The sequence below is a fragment of the Streptomyces sp. NPDC050610 genome (assembly GCF_040654875.1).
GTDB lineage: Bacteria > Actinomycetota > Actinomycetes > Streptomycetales > Streptomycetaceae > Streptomyces.
In genome coordinates, this window is the sequence record NZ_JBFAIV010000017.1 from 47862 (window position 1) to 69822 (window position 21961).

Here is a 21961-nt window from a genome sequence, read left to right on the forward strand (position 1 = left end):
GGGGATGTCCTTCGCCCAGCTGACCACCGACCCATACGCCTTCGCCGCCCCCTTGTTCGCGAGCACCGGACAAGGGGCCCGGCAGTTCGCCGAGCTGGGGATCGCGCTCCTGCTCTCCTCCCTGATCGGGCTGGAGCGGGAGGTACGGCAGAAGAGCGCCGGGCTGCGCACCCACACCCTCGTGGGGGTCGGCAGCGCCCTCTTCATGGAGGTGTCGATACACGGTTTCGGGGCGGTGGCGGGGCTGGAGGGCGTCGAACTGGACCCCTCCCGGGTGGCCGCGCAGGTCGTCTCCGGTATCGGGTTCATCGGCGGCGGCCTGATCTTCGTGCGGCGCGACGCCGTGCGCGGCCTGACGACGGCCGCGACCATCTGGCTGACCTGCGCCGTGGGCATGGCGTGCGGCGGCGGACTGCCGCTGCTCGGGCTCGCCGCGACGCTGGTGCACTTCATCGTGGTGCGCGGCTTCCCGATGATGACGCGGCGGATGGTGTCGATGCCGTCCGTGGAACAGGTGGAGCTGCGGCTCTCCTACCGGACGCGCAGCGGGCTGCTGGGGCGGGTGCTGGAGCTGTGCACGAGCCGGGGGTTCCTGGTGACGGACGTACAGGTGGACTCCGCCGAGGGCGAGGCGGGCGGCCAGGCGGCCGTGGTGCTGCGGCTCGAAGGGAAGGGCTCCGCGCATCCGCTGGTGGAGGAGCTGACGGACTGGGACGGGGTCTCCGAGGTCGGGCTGCGGTCCCACCGGGAGAGCACGGAGTAACGGGCGTTCAGGCGGGCGGTCAGCCCGGCGGTGGCGCGGGCGACCTGGACGCTCAGGCGGATGGCTCGTCGAGCAGCGCCGCGAGCGGCCTGGACGCTCAGGCGGACGACCCGCCCGGCAGCGCCGCGACCGACCCCGACGCTCAGACGGACGGCCCGCCCAGCAGTGCCGCGAGCGGCCCACGCGCTCAGGCGGGAGGCGCCTCGCCCAGCAGTGCCACGAAGGTGCGGAACGCCGCCGGCATGTCCACGGCCTCCGGGTCCAGCAGCCACTGGTACTGCAACCCGTCCAGCACCGCCACCAGCAGCGGCGCCACCGCGTCCACGGGCATCCCGTTGGGCAGCCGTTCGCCGTACTCCGCGCGGAGCGAGGCCGCCGTGTCGGCGCGCACCCGTTCGTAGCGGCGGGTGAAGAACCCGCGCGCCGGATGCTCCTCGGTCACGCTCTCGCCGAGCAGCACGGAGAAGGTCCGTACGACGCCGGGGCGCATCGCGTTGTACTCGACGAGCGAGGCGAGCAGGCCGAGCGGCCAGCCGCCCGCGCCGCCGCTCGGCCCGGAGCCGGTGTCCCACCGGTCGCGGTCCTCCAGCACGGCGAGCAGCAGTGCTTCCTTGGTGGGGAAGTGGTGCAGCAGCCCCTGCTGGGTGAGGCCGACGCGCTCCGCGACGGCGGCGAGCGTCGCGCCCCGGTAGCCGCGCTCGGCGATGACTTCGAGGGTGGCGCGGAGGAGTTCCGCGCGCCGCTCCTCGCCGCGTGCCCTGACTGCCATGGGCCGCTCCTTCGAACTGTATTGCGATTACGTAACGACACCTACCGCGCTACAGGCAGGGCGCGGGGTCATAGTGTCATTATTCGCCTAATCGGGCTTTTGGTATCGATGAGGAGGCGCGGCCGTGGCCGACGTGACTCAGGACGCGACAGAGGCCGTCGAGTCGGCGCTCGCCCGCCTCGACCTCGACGCCAAGGCGCGGCTGCTCGCCGGCCAGGACATGTGGTCGCTGCCCGCGATCCCCGCCATCGGCCTCGGCTCCCTCGTGATGTCCGACGGCCCGATCGGCGTCCGCGGCGTCCGCTGGAGCGCCGACGACCCCTCCATCGCGCTCCCGAGCCCCACGGCGCTCGCCGCGACCTGGGACCCCGCCCTCGCCCGTACGGCCGGCCGGCTGCTCGCGCAGGAGGCCCGCCGCAAGGGCGTGCACGTACTGCTCGCGCCGACCGTGAACCTGCACCGCTCGCCGCTGGGCGGGCGGCACTTCGAGGCGTACAGCGAGGACCCGTGTCTGACGGGCGAGATCGGGGCCGGTTACGTGGCCGGGGTGCAGGACGGCGGCGTCGGCACCACCGTCAAGCACTTCGTGGCCAACGACGCCGAGACCGAGCGCTTCACCGTCGACAACAAGGTCACCGCCCGCGCCCTGCGCGAGCTCTACCTCGCACCCTTCGAGGCCATTGTCCGCAAGGCCCGCCCCTGGGGCGTCATGTCCGCCTACAACAGCGTGAACGGCGCCACCATGACCGAACACCGCCGCCTCCAGCGGGAAGTGCTGCGCGGCGAGTGGGGTTTCGACGGCTTCCTCGTCTCCGACTGGCTGGCCGCCCGGAACACCGTACGGGCCCTCACCGGCGGCCTCGACGTGGCGATGCCCGGCCCGCGCACCGTCTACGGGCCCGCGCTCGCCGCGGCCGTACGGGCGGGGGAGGCCGCCGAGTCCGACGTCGACGACGCCGTCCGGCGCGTGCTGCTGCTCGCCGCCCGCGCCGGAGTCCTGGAGGGCGCGCCGCCCGCGGTCGCGGCCGCCGACCTGCCCGCCGCGATCGACGGCGTCGCGCTCGCCCGCGACATCGCCCGCCGGTCCTTCGTGCTCCTGCGCAATCGCGTACGCGACGGGGTCGCAGCCCTGCCCCTCGACCCGGCCGGGGTGCGCCGCGTCGCCCTCCTCGGGGCCGCCGCGCGCGATGTCCGCGTCCTCGGCGGCGGCTCGGCGCAGGTCTTCCCCGACCATGTCGTCGCGCCGCTCGACGGGCTGCTCGCCGCCCTCCCCGAGGGGGTGCTCGACTACGCCGTCGGCGCGGAGTCCGGGGACGAGATCACCATCGCCGACCAGGGGTTCGCGCTGCGCGCCGTCTGCCGCGACGCGGCCGGGCGCGTGCTGGGGGAGCGGAGCCTGCCGACGGGCCAGGTCCAGTGGATGGGCGACCTGCCCGACGGCGTCGCCTTCGACGCGCTGCACACCGTCGAGGTCGTCGGGACCTTCACCCCGCGCGAGAGTGGCCCGCACGCCTTCGGCACGAAGGGGGTGGGCCGCTTCGCGCTGACCGTGAACGGAGAGAGGGTCTTCGACGGCGAGCAGGGCGTGGCGAACGGCGACCTCTTCGACGCGGTCCTCGGCTCGCCCGTGGAGCGCGGCGAGGTCGAGCTGACGGCGGGCGAACCGGTCGCCGTCAGCCTCGCCTACACCGTGCCGAAGTCCCCGGACGTGCCGATCGCCGCCATCGCCTGCTGCCTGATGCACCGCGAACCCCGGCGCTATCCGCGGGAGTTGATCGAGGAGGCCGTGGCCAAGGCCGCCGCGGCGGAGGCCGCGATCGTCGTGGTCGGCACCACCGAGCGGGTCGAGAGCGAGGGCTTCGACCGCGACAGCCTGGCCCTGCCCGGCCGCCAGGACGAGCTGGTGGCCCGCGTCGCCGCCGTCAACCCGCGCACCGTCGTGGTGGTCAACTCCGGCTCCCCGGTGGAGATGCCCTGGCGCGAGGACGTCGCGGCGGTGCTGCTCGGCTGGTTCCCCGGCCAGGAGGCGGGCTCCGCGCTCGCGGACGTACTCCTCGGGACGGCGGAGCCCGGCGGGCGGCTGCCCACCACCTGGCCGGCCCGGCTCGCGGACGCACCGGTCGTGCGCGTCACCCCGACGGGTGGCGAACTTCCGTACGAGGAGGGAGTGTTCATCGGCTACCGGGCCTGGGAGCGGTCCGGCGCGCGCCCCGCGTACCCCTTCGGGCACGGGCTCGGCTACACCGACTGGTCGTACGACGCCATCGAGGTGACCGGCGACACCGTCACCGTCCGCGTCCGCAACACCGGGGCGCGGCCCGGCCGCGAGGTCGTGCAGATCTATCTGGCGGTGCCGGACGGCGACACCGTCGAGCGCCCCGCGCGCGTCCTGGCGGGCTTCGCCGCCGTCGAGGCCGAACCGGGCGACAGCGCCGAGGTGAGCGTCCAACTGCCGCGCCGGGCCGCCGAGATCTGGGACGAGAAGGTCGGCGGCTGGCGGCTCGTCCCCGGTACGTACCGTGCGGAGGCGGGCCGCAGCGTCGCGGACCGCCGCCTCGGCGCACCGCTGACGATCGCGTGAACCGGCCCACGGCGGCGCGCCGCCCTATGGCTGCGTCACCTTGCGGTACGCCATCGCGGCCAGCTCCCGCTGGCCCTCCTCGCTGGGGTGGAACCAGTCCCACTGGCTCAACTCGGCCTCGGTGAACCGGAAGCCGTTGACCGCGCCGTCGTAGCGGCACCGCCGGTCCTTGCCGCAGACGTCCTTCAGCACGGCGTTGTACGCGGCCACCCGCTGTTCGACCTGCCCGCGCCGCGCCTCGGAGGCCGTGTCCACGGCGTCCGAGTCCCCGAGCATCGAGGGGCAGATCCGGGCCAGTTTCCAGACCTGCTTGCCGAGCGGGTCCGCGCGCCCCTCGGCCCAGAGCCTCTTCAGGTCCGGCACGCTCGCCACGTACACCTGCGTCTTGGGCAGCGAGCGCCGCAGCTCCTTCATCGCCACCTCGAAGTCGGCCCGGTACTGCGCCACCGACGTCATGTCGGCGACGTCCGCGCGGCACGCGTCATTGGCCCCCATCAGCACCGTCAGCAGCTCCGGCCGGTGCGGGAGGGCCTTGCCGAGCTGGCCGGGCAGGTCGGCCATCCGGGCGCCGGTCTTCGCGTAGTTCCAGCTGTGCGCCGCCGGGGACGGCAGCAGCCGCCCGGCCAGGCTGTCGACCTTCGTGCCGGTGGCCCAGGACGCCTCGGGGCAGTCGGACAGCGGTGAACAGGCGTTGAAGCCACGGGTGATGGAGTCGCCGAGGGAGGCGATGGAGGCGGGGCGGGTGTTCCACGCGGGGGTGGGCTTGGGTGTGGGCTTGGCGGCGGAGCCGCCCGTGCCGGTGGAGCCCTTGTCGTCGCACCCGGCGGCCCCGGCGACGGCGAGGGCCGCCGTCAGGGTGGCGACGGCGGCCCGTGCGAGACGGCGGCGACTCCGTGCGGTCCTGCCCCGCATCCCTGTTCCCCCTCCGGCCGATGGGTGATATCTCTTCTTGACCGACGGTACGTCACCCGTGCAGTGTCACCGCACGATAGTTTTTCCCGTGGCAATTGGGCTCCGCCCCGTTCGGGCGCGTACTCCGGTACTGTTCGGATCACAGCACGTCACATCCTGTCCCTTTTCGGGATAATTGCTCCCAATAGTGTTTACTGTTGGTAACCTCGTTGGCTGGTGCGGGAGTGATCATTGGGGCAGAATGGCCGATGCTGCCCCAGGCGGGACCGGCACGGCGCGAGGCCGCTGGGGAAGGCGTACCTCGAACCGCACTGGAGGTCCCGGTGACGACACGTGGAGTTCTGTACGTGCACTCCGCGCCACGCGCGCTGTGCCCGCACGTCGAATGGGCCGTCGCGGGCGTACTCGGCGTACGCGTCACGCTCGACTGGATCAGACAGCCGGCCTCGCCGGGCACCTGGCGGGCCGAATTCTCCTGGCAGGGCCAGGCCGGCACCGCCTCCAAGCTCGCCTCCGCGCTGCGCGGCTGGCACCTGCTGCGCTTCGAGGTGACCGCCGAGCCCTGCCCCACGGCCGAGGGCGAGCGCTACAGCTCCACCCCCGACCTCGGCATCTTCCACGCCGTCACCGGCATCCACGGCGACATCCTCATCCCCGAGGACCGGCTGCGCGCCGCCCTCGCCCGATCCGCCCGCGGCGAGACCGACCTCCAGGCCGAGGTCGCCAAGCTGCTCGGCAAGCCGTGGGACGACGAGCTGGAGCCCTTCCGGTACGCGGGCGAGGGCGCCCCCGTGCGGTGGCTGCACCAGGTGGTCTGACGCCGAGAAACGTGAGAGCCGCGCTTGTGCGGAACGCGCGAGGGCCCGCCCGGTCAAGGAGACCGGGCGGGCCCTCGTACGTACGGCTACCGCGGGATCAGAGGGTGCGGAAGGCGAGCACCACGTTGTGGCCGCCGAACCCGAACGAATTGTTCAGCGCGGTGATCGGACCCTCCGGCAGCTGCCGGGCCTCGTCCCGGACGACGTCGGCGTCCGCCTCGGGGTCGAGGTTGGCGATGTTGATCGTCGGCGGAGCGACCCGGTTCTTCAGCGCCAGCACCGACGCCACGGTCTCGACGCCGCCCGCGCCGCCCAGCAGATGACCCGTCATCGACTTGGTGGCCGAGATCGCCATGTGGTCCACGTCGTCGCCGAAGACCTTGCGCAGCGCCTTGATCTCCGCCACGTCGCCCTGCGGGGTCGAGGTCGCGTGCGCGTTGATGTGCGCGATCTCGACGGGCTTGATGTCGGTGGAGTCCAGCAGGTTCTGCAGCGCGTGCGCGATGCCGCTCCCGGAGGGCTCCGGCTGGGTGATGTGGTGGCTGTCGGCCGAGATGCCCTGGCCGGCCGCCTCGCAGTAGACCGTGGCGCCGCGCCGCGCGGCGTGCTCCGCGGACTCCAGGACGACGACGCCGGCGCCCTCGCCCAGGACGAAGCCGTTGCGGTCGACGTCGTACGGGCGGGAGGCGCCCTGCGGGTCGTCGTTGCTCTTCGACATCGCCATCATGTTGCCGAACGCGGCGATGGGCAGCGGGTGGATCGCCGCCTCGGTGCCGCCCGCGACGACCACGTCGGCGCGGCCGGTGCGGATCATCTCGATGGCGTAGCCGATGGCCTCCGCGCCCGAGGCGCAGGCGCTGACCGGAGTGTGCACGCCCGCACGGGCGCCGACCTCCAGGCCGACGTTGGCCGCCGGGCCGTTCGGCATCAGCATCGGCACGGTGTGCGGGGAGACCTTGCGGACGCCCTTCTCCTTCAGCACGTCGTACTGGTCGAGAAGGGTGATCACGCCGCCGATGCCGGAGGCGATGACCGTGCCGAGCCGGTGCGGATCGACGCTCGCGTCCTCGCCGGCCTTGGCGGTGAACCCCGCGTCCGCCCATGCCTCACGGGCCGCGATCAGCGCGAACTGCGCCGACCGGTCCAGCTTGCGGGCCTGCGGGCGGGGGATGCTCTCACCGGGCTCGACCGCACTGCGGGCGGCGATCCGGACGGGCAGTTCGGCCCACCGCTCGCCCTCCAGGGCATGCACGCCGGACCGGCCCGCGAGCATCCCTTCCCAGGTCGATGCGCTGTCGCCACCCAGAGGTGTGGTTGCGCCGATACCGGTGACGACCACGGTGCGATTGGTCGCGTTCACAGGAATTCTTTCTCCACGTGTAGAGGGGTCTGAATCAACGGCGCCACCGCCGGGTGGCGACAAACGCGTCGGCTGTCAATCAGTCCTGGTGCTTCAGGATGTACGAGACGGCGTCGCCCACCGTCTTCAGGTTCTTGACGTCGTCGTCGGGGATCTTGACGTCGAAGCGCTCTTCGGCGGCGACGACGACCTCGACCATGGACAGCGAGTCGACGTCGAGGTCGTCGGTGAACGACTTCTCCGACTTGACGTCCTCGGTGGGGATACCGGCGATCTCGTTGACGATCTCCGCGAGACCTTCGGTGATCTCTGCCTCAGTGGCGGCCATTGCGGCGCTCCTTCGATGTTTTTACGGTGTGACTGGTCAGTGGTGAAGCCCCGCGCGGCGTCCGGTGGTCCCGGGCGGCCGCGCAGATCCTGCCTAGGGGAGGGTAACGACAGTGGCGGCGTAGGCGAGACCCGCCCCGAAGCCGATGACGAGCGCCGTGTCCCCGCTCTTGGCCTGCCCCGTCGCCAACAGCCGCTCCATGGCGAGCGGAATGGAGGCGGCGGAGGTGTTGCCGGTGGTCGCGACATCGCGGGCCACCGTGACGTGCTCCGGCAGCCCCAGAGTCTTGACCATCGAATCGATGATCCGCATGTTCGCCTGGTGCGGAATGAACGCGTCGAGGTCGTCGGCCCGCACCCCGGCCCGGTCCAGGGCCTCCTGGGCGACCTTCGCCATCTCGAACACGGCCCAGCGGAAGACCGCCTGGCCCTCCTGGGTGATCGCCGGGTAGCGGATGTCGCTCACATCCGTGCGCCCCCGGTACACCTCCCAGGACTCGGTCTGCTTGATCGTCTCGGACTTGTCGCCCTCCGAACCCCAGACGGTCGGGCCGATCGACGGCTCCTTCGCGGGGCCCACGACCACGGCGCCCGCGCCGTCGCCGAACAGGAAGGCCGTCGCGCGGTCCTCCAGATCGGTCAGGTCCGAGAGCCGCTCGACGCCGATGACCAGCACGTACTCCGCGCTGCCCTCGGAGATCAGCCCCTTGGCGAGGGTCAGCCCGTAGCCGAAGCCCGCGCAGCCCGCCGAGATGTCGAACGCGGCCGGCCGGCCCGCGCCGACCCGGTCGGCGATCTCCGTGGCGATGGCCGGGGTCTGCTTGAAGTGCGACACCGTCGAGACGATCACGGCGCCGATCTGGGCGGGGTCGATACCGGCGTCGGCGATGGCCTTGCCGGACGCCTCCACCGACATCATGGCCACCGTCTCCTCGGGGCCCGCCCAGTGCCGGGTGGCGATGCCCGAGCGCGAACGGATCCATTCGTCCGAGGAATCGATGTGCTTGAGGATCTCGTCGTTGCCCACCACCCGGGTCGGGCGGTAGCCGCCGACGCCGAGGATGCGCGCGTACGGGGAACCCTGGCTGGGCTTGATCTTCGCGGTCATGCTCTCGGGCTCCTTATTCGGCCGGGGTCTGCGCGGAGTCGGCCGGGATCTGCGCGGCCGAGTGCTCGGCTATCAGCGCACGGGCGGCGTCGAGGTTGTCCGGGGTCTTCAGCGCGAGCGTCTTGACGCCGGGCAGGGCGCGCTTGGCGAGGCCCACGAGGGTGCCCGCCGGGCACAGCTCGATGATCGCGGTGACGCCCAGTTCCTTGAAGGTCTCCATGCACAGGTCCCAACGGACCGGATTGGAGACCTGGTTGACCAGCCGCTGCAGGATCTCCGCGCCGGTGGCGACGGCCTGCCCGTCCTTGTTGGAGACGTAGCGGGTGCCCGGGTCGCTCGCGTCCAGGGTGGGGACGAGCGCCTCCAGCGTCGCGACCGCCGGGGCCATGTGGTGCGTGTGGAACGCCCCGGCCACCTTCAGCGGCACGACCTTGCGGGTGCCCTCCGGCTTGTCCTCGGCCAGCGCCGCCAGCTGCTCGGCGGTGCCCGCGGCGACGATCTGACCCGCGCCGTTCACATTGGCCGGGGTCAGGCCGAGCCGCTCCAGGTGCGGCAGGACGGCGTCCGGCTCGCCGCCGAGGAGCGCGGCCATGCCGGTCTCGGTGACCGCCGCGGCCTCGGCCATCGCCAGCCCCCGCTTGCGGACCAGCGCCATCGCGGACTGCTCGGACAGCACGCCCGCGGCGGCCGCGGCGGTGATCTCACCGACGCTGTGGCCGGCCACCGCTCCGGACCGGCGGACCAGGTCGGCGGGGGACGCGAAGAGCTGCCGCGCGGTGAGCAGACCGGCGGCCACCAGCAGCGGCTGCGCCACCGCGGTGTCACGGATCTCCTCCGCGTCGGCCTTGGTGCCGTAGTGGATCAAGTCCAGGTCGACGACGGCCGACCACTCCGCGAGGCGTTCGGTGACGCCGGGAAGGTCGAGCCAGGGGGTCAGGAAGCCGGGCGACTGAGCGCCCTGGCCGGGAGCGACGAGTACGAGCACCCTCACACTCTCTCTTGCGGACGGCCTCGCCCACCCGTGGGGACAGGGACGAAGAACCGTCGGGGTAATTGTGGGTTTCCGATAAAAGCCTACGACCGTGCTCCCGCGTCGGCCAGGCGCCCCAGGATGAGCGCGATACGCAGCGTGAACGCGGACCGCACATCGGAGGGTGACCATCCAGTGACGTCTGTCACACGTCGGAGGCGGTATCGCACGGTGTTGGGGTGCACGAAAAGCATCCGCGCCGCGCCCTCCAGACTGCTTGCCTGCTCCAGATAGACGCTCAGCGTCTCCAGCAGAGCCGACCCCGCTTCCTCCAATGGTCTGTAGATCTCCTCCACCAACTGCTCGCGCGCCGCCACGTCTCCGGCCATCGCGCGCTCCGGCAGGACATCGTCCGCCAGCACCGGCCGCGGCGCGTCCGGCCACGCCGCACACGCCTTCAGGCCGGCCGTGGCCGCCGCCGCGGAACGGTTCGCGGCCAGCAGGTCCGAGACCACCGGACCGGCCACCACCGGACCCGCCGCGAACGGCCCGATCAGCGACTTCGCCGTCTGCAGCGGATTGTCGGAACCGCCCGCGATCACCACCAGCCGGCTGCCCAGCACCCCGGTCAGCACCTGGAGCTTCGCGTGCCGGGCCGCGCGCCGGATCGCCTCGACGGTCAGCTCGCTGTCCCCGTCCGGGGCCGTGCCGAGGACGACGGCCACATGCTCGGGCGAGGACCAGCCCAGCGCGGCGGCGCGCGACAGCGCCCCCTCGTCGGCCTCCCCGGAGAGCACCGCGTTGACCACCAGCGACTCCAGCCGCGCGTCCCACGCGCCGCGCGCCTCCGCGGCCTGCGCGTAGACCTGCGCGGTCGCGAAGGCGATCTCACGGGCGTAGACCAGCAGCGCCTCCCGGAGCACCGACTCGTCGCCGGGGGCCGCCACCTCCTCGATGGCCGACTCCATGACCTCGATGGTCGTACGGACCATCTCCACGGTCTGGCGCAGCGTGATCGCCCTGGTCAGCTCGCGCGGCGCGGTCCCGAAGACGTCCGTACTGATCGCCTGCGGGGTCTCCGGGTGCCGGAACCACTCCGTGAAGGCCGCGATGCCGGCCTGGGCGACCAGCCCGATCCAGGAGCGGTTCTCCGGGGGCATCGCCCGGTACCACGGCAGCTGCTCATCCATCCGGGCGATGGCGTTGGCGGCCAGTTTCCCGGAGGACTTCTCCAGCCGGCGCAGGGTGGCACTGTGCGGATGCGGGGTGTTAGCGGCGGGTTCAGGCACGGGACAAGCCTGCCCTATTCGCGCGCCGTCCGGAGCGGCCGGGCTACCGTAGCCGGATGACGCGGGTGCAGCGGGGCGACGAGCGGTACCGGGGCGGCGACCCCGCGGCCGGGATCGAGACACGGCACGCCTTCTCCTTCTCCGGCTTCTACGACCCGGACAACGTGCGCTTCGGCCTGCTCGAAGCCTGCAACGAGGAGCGGCTGGCGGGCGGCGCCGGATTCGACGAACACCCGCACCGCGACGTGGAGATCGTCACCTGGGTCGTCGAAGGCGAACTGACCCACGAGGACTCCACCGGACACACCTCGGTCGTCCGCCCCGGCGACGTACAGCGGCTGAGCGCGGGCACCGGCGTGCGGCACACGGAACGCAACGCCGGGAGCGTCCCGCTGCGGTTCGTGCAGATGTGGCTGACCCCGACGGAGTTCGGCGGCGACCCCGCCTACGAGGTCGTACGCGGCATCGCCGACGGCACCCCCTACGCCCTGCGCCGCGCCGAAGCCGTCCTCCACGTCCGCCGCCTCACCCCGGGCGAACGCACGGCCATGCCCGCGGCGCCGTGGACGTACGCACACGTGGTGCACGGCGCGGTGCGCCTCGGCGACGACATCCTCCACGAAGGCGACGCCGCCCGCCTTGAGAACACCACCCCGGACGAGCCCGGCGAAGCCCAGTCCATCGGCACGTCCGAACTACTCCTGTGGGAGATGCACAGGGAACCGTCCTTCGGCTAAATCCAGCCCGTCAGGGGCACCTTCCAGCGGTAGCTGGGGGAGCTAGAGGACACCTGCCTGTAGGGCAAACCGAGGCGCGAGCCCAGGCAAATCCAGCCTGTCCGGCGTTTGAGGACACTCGCCCGCAGGGCGAAGGTGACCGTAATCCAGCCCGTCAGAGGGCACACCCCAGCGGTAGCTGGAAGAGATTGAGGACCGGGGTCCGGGGCAGAGCCCCGAATCAGTGGCCCTGGCCGAGCTCCGCGAGAACGGCATCGGTGAGCGGCGGCCACACCTCAACGGCCCACGGCCCGAACGCCCGGTCCGTCAACGCCGCGCAAGCGGCCCCCGCCTCGGGATCGACCCACAGAAACGTTCCGGCCTGCCCGAAGTGCCCGAACGTACGCGGCGACGACGTCGCCCCCGTCCAGTGCGGAGCCTTCCCGTCGCGGATCTCGAACCCCAGCCCCCAGTCGTTCGGCCGCTGGTGCCCGTACCCCGGCAGCACCCCGCTGACCCCGGGGAAGACCACCGACGTCGCCTCGGTCAGCGTCTGCCGCGCCAGCAGCCGCGGCGCCTGGAGCTCCGCCGCGAAGCGCGCCATGTCGTCGGCGGTCGAGACGCCGTCCTTGGCGGGCGACCCGGCCCCGGTCAGCTCCGTGGCCGTCATGCCCAGCGGTTCCAGCACCGCTTGGCGCAGGTACTCCGGAAAGTCGATGTCCGTCGCCTTGGCGATGTGGTCGCCGAGCGCCTCGAAACCGGCGTTGGAGTAGAGCCGCCGGGTGCCCGGCCCGGACATGGTGCGGTGTTCGTCGAAGGCGAGCCCGGAGGTGTGGGCGAGCAGGTGGCGGACGGTGGAGCCGGGCGGCCCGGCGGGCTCGTCGAGTTCGACGGCGCCCTCTTCGACGGCGATGAGCGCGGCGTACGCGGCGAGCGGTTTGGTCACCGAGGCCAGCGGGAAACGGCGGTCGGTGGGTCCGTACGATCCGGCCCGCGTACCGTCGGCCCGTACGACCACGGCCGCGGCGTTCTCGACCGGCCAGTTCTCGATCTTGCTCAGGCTCGCCATGCTCTCCATGGCGACGAGCCTAACCCGCTCAAAATCCGGTCAAGAATCCGCTTGCTTGGAGTGCACTCCAAGTCTCTAGCGTTGCAGCCACCGGAGACGCGGCAGCCATCGAATCGAAGGGCGAAGGGGGAGCGGCATGACGGTGACCGAGACCGAGACGACCAGGGCCGCACGGTCGGACCTGTGCCTCAGGGTGCACGAGCACCCTCGGCCCGCCGGGCAGGGCGGGTACACGATCAGCGAAGTGGTCACCTATACCGGACTGTCCGCGCACACCCTGCGCTGGTACGAGCGGATCGGGCTGATGCCGCACGTCGACCGCTCCCACACGGGCCAGCGCCGCTACGGCGACCGCGACCTGAACTGGCTCGACCTGGTGGGCAAGTTGCGGCTGACCGGCATGCCGGTCGCCGACATGGTCCGCTACGCGGAGCTCGTACGGGCGGGTGAGGCGACGTACCCGGAGCGCGAACGGCTGCTGACCGCCCACCGGGAAGACGTGCGCAACCGCATCGCGGAGCTGCAGAGCACCTTGGCAGTCCTCGACTACAAGATCGACATCTATGGCGACGTCCGCCGGACGTCCGAAAGGTCCTGATGCCTGTATGAGCACGGAAAAGACGGAGAAGATCGCACACGCCGCCCTCGGCGCCGACGGCCCCCGGGTCGGCGTCCAAGGACTCGGCTGCATGGGCATGAGCCACGCGTACGGCCCGGCCGACGGGGACGAGTCGCGGGCCGCCCTGGAGCGCGCCCTCGAACTGGGCGTCACCCTCTACGACACCGCCGACCTGTACGGCGACGGGGAGAACGAGAAGTTCATCTCGCCGTTCATCCGGGCCCACCGCGACGAGGTCGTCCTCGCCACGAAGTTCGCGCTCTCCACCGACCCGGCGGAGCCCGACAAGCGGATCATCGACAACTCCCCCGAGTACATCCGGAGCGCCGTCGAAGCGAGCCTGCGGCGGCTCGGCGTCGAAGAGATCGACCTCTACTACATGCACCGCCGCGACGTGAACGTCCCGATCGAGGAGACGGTCGGCGCGATGGCGGAGCTGGTGAAGGAGGGCAAGGTCAAGCACCTCGGGCTGAGCGAGGTGACCGGCGCCGAACTGCGCGCCGCGCACGCCGTGCACCCCATCGCGGCGGTCCAGTCGGAGTGGTCGCTCTTCAGCCGCGACGTGGAGCGGAGCGCGGTGCCCACGGCCCAGGAGCTGGGCGTCGGCTTCGTCCCGTACTCGCCGCTCGGCCGCGGCTTCCTGACCGGCTCCTTCGCCGACGCCGACCAGGACCTGCCCGAGGGCGACTGGCGCCGCACGCAGCCCCGCTTCACCGGCGACAACGCGGCGGTCAACGCCGCGCTGCTGGAGCCCGTACGGGCCGTCGCCCGCGACCATGAGGCGACGCCCGGCCAGATCGCGCTGGCCTGGGTGCAGCAGCAGGCGCGGGTGCGCGGGCTGACGGTCGTACCGATCCCCGGCACGACCAAGCGCAAGCGGGTGGACGAGAACACGGCCGCGACGCGGATCGTGCTCAGCGAAGACGAACTGGCCCGGCTGGAGCCGATCGCCGGCCAGGTCGCGGGCGGGCGCTACGCCGACGCCTCGTTCTCGTCGGAGGGGCGGGAGTAACCACCGCGGTGAGGGCGCGGCCCGGCCGCGCCCTCGCTACCGCTCGCCCGGGGTCACCAGCCCCGACTCGTACGCGAAGATCACGGCCTGCGCCCGGTCGCGGAGCTGGAGCTTGGCGAGGACGCGGCCGATGTGCGTCTTGACCGTCTGCTCGGCGAGGAACAGCGTTCCGGCGATCTCCTGGTTGGAGAGCCCGCGCGCGATCAGCCCTAGCACCTCCGTCTCGCGCGGGGTCAGCTCCGGCGGACGCGGTACGGGCGTCCGGCGCGGGGCCGGGCGCTGCCGGGCGAACTCCTCGATCAGCCGGCGGGTGACGGACGGGGCGAGCAGCGCCTCGCCGCCGGCCACGACCCGTACGGCCGAGATCAGGTCGGCGGGCGGCGCGTCCTTCAGCAGGAAGCCGCTGGCCCCGGCGCGCAGCGCCTCGTACACGTAGTCGTCGACGTCGAAGGTCGTGAGCATCAGCACCTTCGGGCGGTGACAGGCACCGGGGCCGGCTTCAGCGTCGGCGACGGGTTCGACTTCGGCTCCGGCTTCGGCTTCGGCTTCGGCGAGGATCTGCCGGGCCGCCTCCAGGCCGTCCGTCCCGGGCATCCGTACGTCCATGAGAACCACGTCGGGGCGGGTGCGGCGGCTCAGTTCGATGCCCTGAAGGCCGTCCGCCGCGTCGCCGACGACGTCGATGTCGGGCTGCGCGGCGAGCAGCGCGGCGAACCCCGCCCGCACCATGGCCTGGTCGTCGACGATGATCACCCTGATGGTCATGGGGCGGGGGCTTCCTCTGCGGGGTCAGTTTCTGAAGGGCCTGAGGAGACTGAGGGGCCTGAGGGGACCGCGGCGACCGGGAATCGCGCCGCCACACGGAAGCCGCCGTCCGGCAGCGGGCCCGTGTCCAGTTCGCCGCCGAGCAGCCGGACGCGTTCGCGCATCCCGACCAGGCCGTGGCCCGTGCCGCCGCTCTCCAGCGGCGTGCCGGGCGCGGGGGCCGGGGCGTTGACGATCAGGACGCTCACGCCCGTACGGTCCGAGGCGACCGACACGCGGGTGGCCGCGCCCGGCGCGTGCCGCACCACATTGGCGAGCGCCTCCTGGACGACGCGGTACGCGGACAGGTCCACGGCCCCCGGCACCGGCACCGGCCCCGGTGCGACGGACAGCTCCACGGGCACCCCCGCCCGTACCGTCGCCTCCGCCAGCCGGTCCAGCTCCGCCAGGCCGGGCTGCGGCGCGAGCTCGCCGCCGCCCGCGCCCGTACCGTCCGTGCCGCGCAGCGCGCCCAGCAGCCGCCGCATCTCGGTGAGCGATTCGCGGGCGGTCGCGGCGATGGCGGCGAACTCCTCGCCCGTCTCGGGCGGCACACCGCCGAGCCGGTACGGGGCGCTGTCCGCCTGCACCGTGATCACGGACATGTGGTGCGCGACGACGTCGTGCATCTCCCGCGCGATCCGGGCGCGCTCCTCCAGGACGGTGCGCCGGGCCCGTTCCGCCTCGCTGACCTCCCGCTGCGCGGCCAGCGCCCGGCGCGCCTCGCCGCGTTCGCGCACCGCGCCGGTCAGCAGCAGCACGGCGCCGGTGAGGAGGAAGAGCAGCAGCTGGGTGGCGTTCTCCTGGCGGGTCGGGAACACCGCGGGGAGTACGGCCGTGGCGCCGGTCGCCGCGCCGACGACGAGCAGTCGGCGGCGGTTCTCGCGCAGCCCCACGGCGGCGGTCACCAGGAGGTAGCCGATCATCGCGGGCGGCGTCCACGGCCAGGCGCGGCCCTCCACCCCGTCGACCGACAGCAGGACGAACCCGCCCACGAGATCGGCGGCGAACACGATCGCCCAGGCCGGCAGCGGGCGGCGCGGCGCGAGCGGCAGCGGCACGGTCTGCGCGACGGCGAGCACCAGGGAGAGCGCGACGCCGAGCCGGTAGTCGTTCGCCAGCACGTTGTACGTGGACTGGAGCAGTCCGGCCGCCACCGCGCACGCCGCTACGACGGGCAGCCACCGGGCGGGTCGGCGCAGGGCGGAGGAGGGAGGGGAAGTGGGCATGACCAGGTCAGCCTATGCGGGCCGGCTCCCCGGACCGGCTACAGCTCCGCGAGCAGCTCGGTCTTCTTGTGGCTGAACTCGTCGTCCGTGAGCAGGCCGGCCTCGCGCAGGGCGCCGAGGTGGCGGATGCGGTCGGCGATGTCGGCCGGGTCCGGGCGGGCCGCGGGGGAGCGCTCCGGGACGAGGGCGGGGGTCGCGGCCTGTACGGCCTCCAGGACCGCGGCGGCGAACGGCAGCGACTCGTGGGCGAGCCCGTACCCCATGCCGAAGACGACGGCCGCCGGGTCCTGGTCGGCGGCGCCCGGCCGGTCGTCGGCCGCGCCGCGCGGCAGGAGCCGCAGATGACCGTTGAATATCTCGGGGGAGCGCCACTCGACGCCGGACAGCCCGGCCACCGCGAACCGCTGGTCGCCCGCCTTCCACTTGGCGGTGGACGCGCCCGTCCAGAACCAGCGGAAGGCGACGGTCTCGCCGTCGAAGAAGGCCTTGGCGTCGTACGCCTTGAAGGACGCCGGGGGCGGGGGAGCGGCCACCAGATACCGGTCGGCGGCCGTGTCCGCTTCGGGGCCGAGCCGGGCGCGCAGCTCGTCGGCGTAGTACTCGGCGAGGGTCTCCCGCTCGGCGGGCAGCACCAGCCGGTAGGGGTCGCTGCCCTCCTTGAGCTGCCCGTCCGCCGCGTCGGCCAGCGGATCGGCGCCGGGCCTCGGCGTCGCCCGCAGCACGACCGTGCCGCGCTTGCCCTGGGTCAGCTCGACGGAGGCGAGCGCCTCGTAGGGCACGCGGCGCTCACCGAGCGCCTGAAGCAGTTTCGGCGTGCGCAGCCCCCGTTCGAATCGGATGAGCACGGAGTCGGTGTCGAACTCCCAGACGGCGTGGAAACCGGCCAGCACATCACCCATGTCGTTCATCGTAGGCGGCGGTCGCCCGCCTGTCCCCCCTCCGGTGCTACGCGCGTAAAACCTCGTGAGACGTACGTCCGCATGCCCGGACGTGTGTCCTGAAACATGCGTACGAACCAGGGAAGTGTGCGTACGGGGAAGCCCGCTCGGGGCACTAGCTCAGGTCCGCGGCACAGCCTCTGTTGTCCGTCGCGCACTGTACGGACGCGGCGGCGCCGACGCCGATCCTCGCGAAGTTCTCCAGACTGGCGGTGCCCGGCCGGAAGTAGCCGGGGTGGCCGACCGCCCCGTCGGCGGAGAGGAGGCGGGAGCCGAAGCCGGGGGAGACCGGGTCCGCGCCGTGGCCGAGGCCGCCCCACTCCATGTGCGGGATGTCCCGGATCCAGTCGTCGCGGTCGCGCATCGCCCAGACCCGGGCCTCGGTGCCCAGGTCGGCCGCGCGCTCGGCGCGCATGCCGGGGCTGCCGGCGACCGCGATGTCGGTGACCCTGGCGGACAGGTCCCGGGCGGCGACGCCGCACACCACGGAGCCGTAGCTGTGGCAGAGCAGCGAGACCCGCGAGTCGTTCGGCAGCCCGCGGACCATGGCGCGCAGCCGCAGCGCGCCCTCGGCGGCGAGCTTGCCGGTGGCGGCGTCCATGCCGAGCCCCGAGGGCGAGGTGTAGTCGGCCCAGGCGATGACGGCGGTCCTCGCCGCGGGCCGGGTCCGGCGTTCGGCTTCGTAGAGCGCGCTGGCCGCGCCGGCCGGCGCGGTGTACGGGCGGGTCGTCTTCTCGTAGGTCAACGCGGTGGTGTCGACGCCGGGCACCACGACCGAGACCCGGTCGGCGTGCGGGAGGTCGCCGAAGACCTCGGCGACCCGCCCCGATCCGGCGGGGTTGAACGCGAAGATCTGCCGTCCGTCGCGCATCAGCGAGGTGAAGCGGTCCATGCGGCGGTCGGCCTCGTGCCGGCCGTACGCGGTGAGCCGCTGGTCGTGCGCGCGCTTCTCCTCGGTCGCACGGGCCCGGCCGAGCGCGACGCGGTTGGCGCGGTAGCGCAGCGGCGCGGGCGCGCCGTTGAGGTTGCCGACGACCAGCGGGTAGCGGTCGACGAGATAGCTCAGCTGGCTGCCGGTGAGGGTCGCGAAGAACCGCGACAGGGCGCTCGGCGGGCCGTTCGGGTCGGGCAGCTGGTGTCCGGCGAGTGAGCCGTGCAGCCAGGCGGTGAGCGAGGCCGATCTGGGGTCGGGTTCCCCTCTGTGACTCCGGATGGCGGTCCAGCCGGTCGTGGCGAGCATGACGAAGACCACGGCGAGGGCGAGCAGCGCGCGCCAGACCGTGGCCGAGTTCGTCCAAGGCAGGGGGGAGGGAGCACCGAGCTCCGGGAAGGAAGTCACCGCGGGCCACCCTAGGAGAAACCCGACGGCAGCCGCCAAACGCGTGAGTCATCTCACGTTTGATAGCGGACAATTGTGCACAGTAGTGCGACTTGGGATCAGGTTCGGGGCGGGGTCCGCCAGTTCTTGGACAGCGCGGGTTCCAGGACGGCGAGGTACCTCTCGGTGAGGTCCCGCATCGCGTTCGCGGTCCAGTCGTCGCCCTCGCCCCAGACCTTGCCGGCCACGCGCATCGCCCCGGTGAACGCCGCCACCAGGACCCGCGGCCGCGGGTCGGCGTCGATGTCCAGGCCCTCCCGGCGGGCGATCTCCTGCGCGATCCGCTCCTCCGTGTCGTACTGGCGGCGCAGATGGGTCGCGAGCAGCGCGGGCGTCGACTCGATCACCTGGTACATGCGCATGTGCAGCTGGGGCGGCGCGACCGCCTTCATCTCCTCGTCGATGGTGGCCCAGCCGTTCGAGACGGCGTTGCGCAGCGCGGTCATCGGCGGCTCGTGGGCGGGGCGGGCGCAGATCTCCGCGAAGAAGCGCGTCTCGATCAGGCCCTGGAGGGCGAAGGCGACGTCCTCCTTGCTGGAGAAGTAGCGGAAGAACGTGCGCTGGGAGACGTCGACGGCGTCGGCGATCTCGTCGACCGTCGTCTGCTCGTACCCCTTCGCCAGGAATAGCTCCAGGGCGGCACGGATCAGCGCGTCGCGGGTCCGCCGCTTCTTGCGCTCGCGCAGCCCGCAGGGGCCGGCCGGCTGGCCGGCCGGCAGTTCGGTCTCCTGTTCGGTCTTCACCGCTCGGCCCTCTCTTCGGCGGGTTTCCGCTGTTCACGATATCTGTGAGCCACATGACAGTTACCGACTCATGAACCGGTTTGTCAATTGTCAGCCGCTGCCATAATCTCGCGATATGACGTCTCAGACCACCGTCGCCGACGCGGCGCCGGAACATCCCGTACCGGGGCCCCGGAAGGGGCTGCGGGGCCATCCATGGCTGACCCTCATCTCCGTGGCGATCGGCGTGATGATGGTCGCGCTCGACGGCACGATCGTCGCCATAGCCAACCCCGCCATCCAGAAGGACCTCGGCGCCTCGCTCGCCGACGTCCAGTGGATAACCAACGGTTATCTGCTCGCCCTCGCCGTCTCGCTGATCACCGCCGGCAAGCTCGGTGACCGCTTCGGCCACCGCCAGACCTTCCTCATCGGCATCGCCGGATTCGCGCTCGCCTCCGGCGCGATCGGGGTCTCCGGCAGCGTCGCCCTGGTCATCGCCTTCCGCGTGCTCCAGGGCCTCTTCGGCGCACTGCTCATGCCGGCCGCGCTCGGCCTGCTGCGCGCCACCTTCCCCGCCGAGAAGCTCAACATGGCCATCGGCATCTGGGGCATGGTCATCGGCGCCTCCACCGCCGCCGGCCCGATCGTCGGCGGGCTGCTGGTCGAGCACGTCAACTGGCAGTCGGTCTTCTTCATCAACGTCCCGGTCGGCGTCATCGCGCTCGTACTGGGCCTGGTGATCCTCGTGGACCACCGCGCCAAGAACGCCGCCAAGTCCTTCGACGTCCTCGGCATCGTGCTGCTCTCCGGGGCCATGTTCTGCCTCATCTGGGCGCTCATCAAGGAGAACCAGTGGGGCGGCTGGGGCGAGACCAAGACGCTCCTCTTCCTCGGCATCGCGATCGTCGCCTTCGTGCTCTTCGCCCTCTGGGAGACCAGGGTCAAGGAGCCGCTGATCCCGCTGAGCATGTTCCGCTCCGTGCCGCTCTCCGCGGGCACGATCCTGATGGTGCTGATGGCGTTCGCCTTCATGGGCGGCCTGTTCTTCGTCACCTTCTACCTGCAGAACGTGCACGGCATGAGCCCCGTCGACAGCGGACTCCACCTGCTGCCGCTCACCGCGATGATGATCGTCGCCTCGCCGATCGCGGGCGCCCTCATCACCAAGCTCGGCCCGCGCATCCCGCTGGTCGGCGGCATGGTCCTCACCGCCGTCGCCTGCTTCGGAATGTCCAGCCTGTCCTCGGACTCCGGCAACCTGGGGATGTCCATCTGGTTCGCGCTGCTCGGCCTCGGCCTCGCCCCGGTCATGGTCGGCGCCACCGAGGTCATCGTCGGCAACGCGCCGCTGGAGCACTCCGGCGTCGCGGGCGGACTCCAGCAGGCCGCCATGCAGGTCGGCGGCTCCCTCGGCACGGCCGTGCTCGGCGCGGTGATGGCCTCCCGCGTCAGCAGCGACCTGCCCGACAAGTGGGCCGGAGCCGGGCTGCCCAAGCTCACCCCCGAGCAGATGTCCCAGGCGTCCGACGCGGTCGCCGTCGGCGTCGGTCCGGTGCCGCCGAAGGCTCCGCCGCAGCTCGCCGAGAAGATCACGGGCGTCGCGCATGACACGTTCGTGTCGGGCATGGGCTTCGCCTTCACCGTCGCCGGCATCGTCGCGGTCATCGCCGCCGGGGTCGCGCTGTTCACCAAGCGCGGCGAGAACGCCGAGGCGGGAGCGGGCGCGGCGCACATCTGACGCCGGTGCCGCGGGTGCGGCGGCGGATGCCACGCGCGGGGCTGAACCGGTCGCAGAACCGGTTCAGCCCCTTCGTCGTGGGCGGCCGCCCGCAGCGCCCCCTATCCAGGTGAACGGCCCGGCGCCCTCTTGGCGGGCGCTCCGGCGGCCCGAGATGCTCAATGCCGCACCTGCCACGGGCAACTGCCCCGGCACGGTGCCGTCATCGAGATCCGCGCGCCATACGGGGGAGCAGTCCACATGAACAAGTTCGCCGCCGCCACGACCCTGGCCGCCGCCACAGCCGCCGTACTCCTGCCACCGACCGCCGCGGCCGCCCCCGCCCCCGCCCCCAGGCTCGGCGCCTGCGCCGCCGGTCAGCTCTGCCTCTGGCCCAAGAGCGACTTCCACGGCGCCCGCCGGACCCACGAACTCTCCAACACCGACATCGCCAGCTGCGAACCCCTCCCCACCGGCACCTCCGCCGCCTCCCTGGCCAACCGCACCGGCCGCCCCGTCACCGCCTACCAGAGCGCAGAATGCTCCGAAACCGGCGAATTCTCCACCTACCCGTCGGGCTCCTACACCCCCGAATCCCCCTACCGGGTACGCGCCTTCAAGATCTGGGAGAACTGAGCCGGGCCGGCTACGAGGGGCCTGGGGATGTCCGGTCGTGCCTGCGTCGGCTCCGGGGCACGCCCCCACGAGCCGCCCGCGGGCGTCGGGTCGTGAAAGTGCTGGGCTCCGGCGGCGCGGGCACGGCCTCAGCCACGGCCGCCCCGTAGGGGCGCGGGGAACTGCGCGATCAGCCACGAATGACCCGCAGGTGTCCGGTCGTGCATACGCCAGGTTCCGGA

21 protein-coding genes are annotated in these 21961 nt (G+C 72.3%); 8 read left to right on the top strand and 13 right to left on the bottom strand.

Annotation, left to right across the window (positions count from 1 at the left end; genetic code table 11):
- The first annotated feature begins 4 nt into the window (after nucleotides 1–4).
- On the top strand, nucleotides 5–763 hold the full coding sequence (locus tag AB0I22_RS21605; RefSeq protein ID WP_363132458.1) for an MgtC/SapB family protein: 759 nt from the start codon (nucleotides 5–7) through the stop codon (nucleotides 761–763).
- A 187-nt stretch (nucleotides 764–950) separates the two neighbouring features.
- Here the strand turns inward: AB0I22_RS21605 and AB0I22_RS21610 are convergent, their stop codons facing one another.
- Entirely contained in the window at nucleotides 951–1532 is a 582-nt protein-coding gene (locus tag AB0I22_RS21610; RefSeq protein ID WP_363132459.1) for a helix-turn-helix domain-containing protein, read from the bottom strand.
- Nucleotides 1533–1656: 124 nt separating this feature from the next.
- On the opposite strand from AB0I22_RS21610, the gene AB0I22_RS21615 reads away from it, so the two are divergent.
- The gene (locus AB0I22_RS21615) at nucleotides 1657–4113 is read left to right on the top strand and encodes a glycoside hydrolase family 3 C-terminal domain-containing protein (protein WP_363132460.1); all 2457 of its coding nucleotides are present in this window, start codon (nucleotides 1657–1659) and stop codon (nucleotides 4111–4113) included.
- A 24-nt stretch (nucleotides 4114–4137) separates the two neighbouring features.
- Here AB0I22_RS21615 and AB0I22_RS21620 read toward each other — a convergent pair whose 3' ends face one another.
- Nucleotides 4138–5025 carry an SGNH/GDSL hydrolase family protein gene (locus AB0I22_RS21620; RefSeq protein WP_363132461.1) on the bottom strand — a complete coding sequence of 296 codons (888 nt, stop codon included), beginning with the start codon at nucleotides 5023–5025 and terminating at the stop codon, nucleotides 4138–4140.
- Nucleotides 5026–5348: 323 nt separating this feature from the next.
- Between AB0I22_RS21620 and AB0I22_RS21625 the strand changes: the two genes are divergently transcribed.
- Nucleotides 5349–5843: a DUF3145 domain-containing protein gene (locus tag AB0I22_RS21625; RefSeq protein WP_363132462.1), complete on the top strand. Its 495-nt coding sequence runs from the start codon at nucleotides 5349–5351 to the stop codon at nucleotides 5841–5843.
- A 97-nt stretch (nucleotides 5844–5940) separates the two neighbouring features.
- Here the strand turns inward: AB0I22_RS21625 and AB0I22_RS21630 are convergent, their stop codons facing one another.
- From AB0I22_RS21630 to AB0I22_RS21650, 5 genes are all read right to left on the bottom strand, one after another.
- Nucleotides 5941–7203, bottom strand: coding sequence for a beta-ketoacyl-[acyl-carrier-protein] synthase family protein (locus AB0I22_RS21630; RefSeq protein ID WP_363132463.1), 1263 nt, complete (start codon nucleotides 7201–7203; stop codon nucleotides 5941–5943).
- Nucleotides 7204–7282: 79 nt separating this feature from the next.
- Entirely contained in the window at nucleotides 7283–7531 is a 249-nt protein-coding gene (locus AB0I22_RS21635) for an acyl carrier protein (RefSeq protein WP_030876438.1), read from the bottom strand.
- Nucleotides 7532–7624: 93 nt separating this feature from the next.
- Complete coding sequence (locus AB0I22_RS21640; protein ID WP_363132464.1) at nucleotides 7625–8638, bottom strand: ketoacyl-ACP synthase III; 1014 nt, start codon at nucleotides 8636–8638, stop codon at nucleotides 7625–7627.
- A 13-nt stretch (nucleotides 8639–8651) separates the two neighbouring features.
- On the bottom strand, nucleotides 8652–9623 hold the full coding sequence (locus AB0I22_RS21645; protein ID WP_363132465.1) for an ACP S-malonyltransferase: 972 nt from the start codon (nucleotides 9621–9623) through the stop codon (nucleotides 8652–8654).
- 89 nt (nucleotides 9624–9712) lie between these two features.
- Entirely contained in the window at nucleotides 9713–10897 is a 1185-nt protein-coding gene (locus tag AB0I22_RS21650) for a helix-turn-helix domain-containing protein (protein WP_363132466.1), read from the bottom strand.
- Nucleotides 10898–10953: 56 nt separating this feature from the next.
- Between AB0I22_RS21650 and AB0I22_RS21655 the strand changes: the two genes are divergently transcribed.
- Nucleotides 10954–11634, top strand: a complete 681-nt coding sequence (locus AB0I22_RS21655) for a pirin family protein (protein WP_363132467.1) — start codon at nucleotides 10954–10956, stop codon at nucleotides 11632–11634.
- Nucleotides 11635–11854: 220 nt separating this feature from the next.
- On the opposite strand, the gene AB0I22_RS21660 is transcribed toward AB0I22_RS21655, so the two are convergent.
- Complete coding sequence (locus tag AB0I22_RS21660; protein WP_363132586.1) at nucleotides 11855–12682, bottom strand: serine hydrolase domain-containing protein; 828 nt, start codon at nucleotides 12680–12682, stop codon at nucleotides 11855–11857.
- Nucleotides 12683–12818: 136 nt separating this feature from the next.
- Between AB0I22_RS21660 and AB0I22_RS21665 the strand changes: the two genes are divergently transcribed.
- Nucleotides 12819–13280: a MerR family transcriptional regulator gene (locus tag AB0I22_RS21665; RefSeq protein ID WP_363132468.1), complete on the top strand. Its 462-nt coding sequence runs from the start codon at nucleotides 12819–12821 to the stop codon at nucleotides 13278–13280.
- Between the two features lie 7 nt (nucleotides 13281–13287).
- Nucleotides 13288–14313 carry an aldo/keto reductase gene (locus tag AB0I22_RS21670; protein ID WP_363132469.1) on the top strand — a complete coding sequence of 342 codons (1026 nt, stop codon included), beginning with the start codon at nucleotides 13288–13290 and terminating at the stop codon, nucleotides 14311–14313.
- A gap of 36 nt (nucleotides 14314–14349) precedes the next feature.
- Here the strand turns inward: AB0I22_RS21670 and AB0I22_RS21675 are convergent, their stop codons facing one another.
- The 5 genes from AB0I22_RS21675 to AB0I22_RS21695 all read right to left on the bottom strand — a co-directional run bounded on the left by AB0I22_RS21675 (nucleotide 14350) and on the right by AB0I22_RS21695 (nucleotide 19405).
- Complete coding sequence (locus AB0I22_RS21675) at nucleotides 14350–15078, bottom strand: response regulator transcription factor (protein ID WP_363132470.1); 729 nt, start codon at nucleotides 15076–15078, stop codon at nucleotides 14350–14352.
- Nucleotides 15075–16346, bottom strand: a complete 1272-nt coding sequence (locus tag AB0I22_RS21680; protein WP_363132471.1) for a sensor histidine kinase — start codon at nucleotides 16344–16346, stop codon at nucleotides 15075–15077. The genes AB0I22_RS21675 and AB0I22_RS21680 overlap by 4 nt, the downstream gene beginning before the upstream one ends.
- Before the next feature lie 38 nt (nucleotides 16347–16384).
- Nucleotides 16385–17245, bottom strand: coding sequence for a DUF4429 domain-containing protein (locus AB0I22_RS21685; protein ID WP_363132472.1), 861 nt, complete (start codon nucleotides 17243–17245; stop codon nucleotides 16385–16387).
- A 154-nt stretch (nucleotides 17246–17399) separates the two neighbouring features.
- A complete protein-coding gene (locus AB0I22_RS21690; RefSeq protein ID WP_363132473.1) occupies nucleotides 17400–18623 on the bottom strand; it encodes an alpha/beta hydrolase in 1224 nt (407 codons plus the stop codon).
- A gap of 98 nt (nucleotides 18624–18721) precedes the next feature.
- Nucleotides 18722–19405, bottom strand: coding sequence for a TetR family transcriptional regulator (locus tag AB0I22_RS21695; RefSeq protein ID WP_363132474.1), 684 nt, complete (start codon nucleotides 19403–19405; stop codon nucleotides 18722–18724).
- A 115-nt stretch (nucleotides 19406–19520) separates the two neighbouring features.
- On the opposite strand from AB0I22_RS21695, the gene AB0I22_RS21700 reads away from it, so the two are divergent.
- A complete protein-coding gene (locus tag AB0I22_RS21700; RefSeq protein WP_363132475.1) occupies nucleotides 19521–21125 on the top strand; it encodes an MFS transporter in 1605 nt (534 codons plus the stop codon).
- Nucleotides 21126–21365: 240 nt separating this feature from the next.
- Nucleotides 21366–21740, top strand: coding sequence for a peptidase inhibitor family I36 protein (locus tag AB0I22_RS21705; protein WP_363132476.1), 375 nt, complete (start codon nucleotides 21366–21368; stop codon nucleotides 21738–21740).
- The last annotated feature ends 221 nt before the right edge of the window (nucleotides 21741–21961 follow it).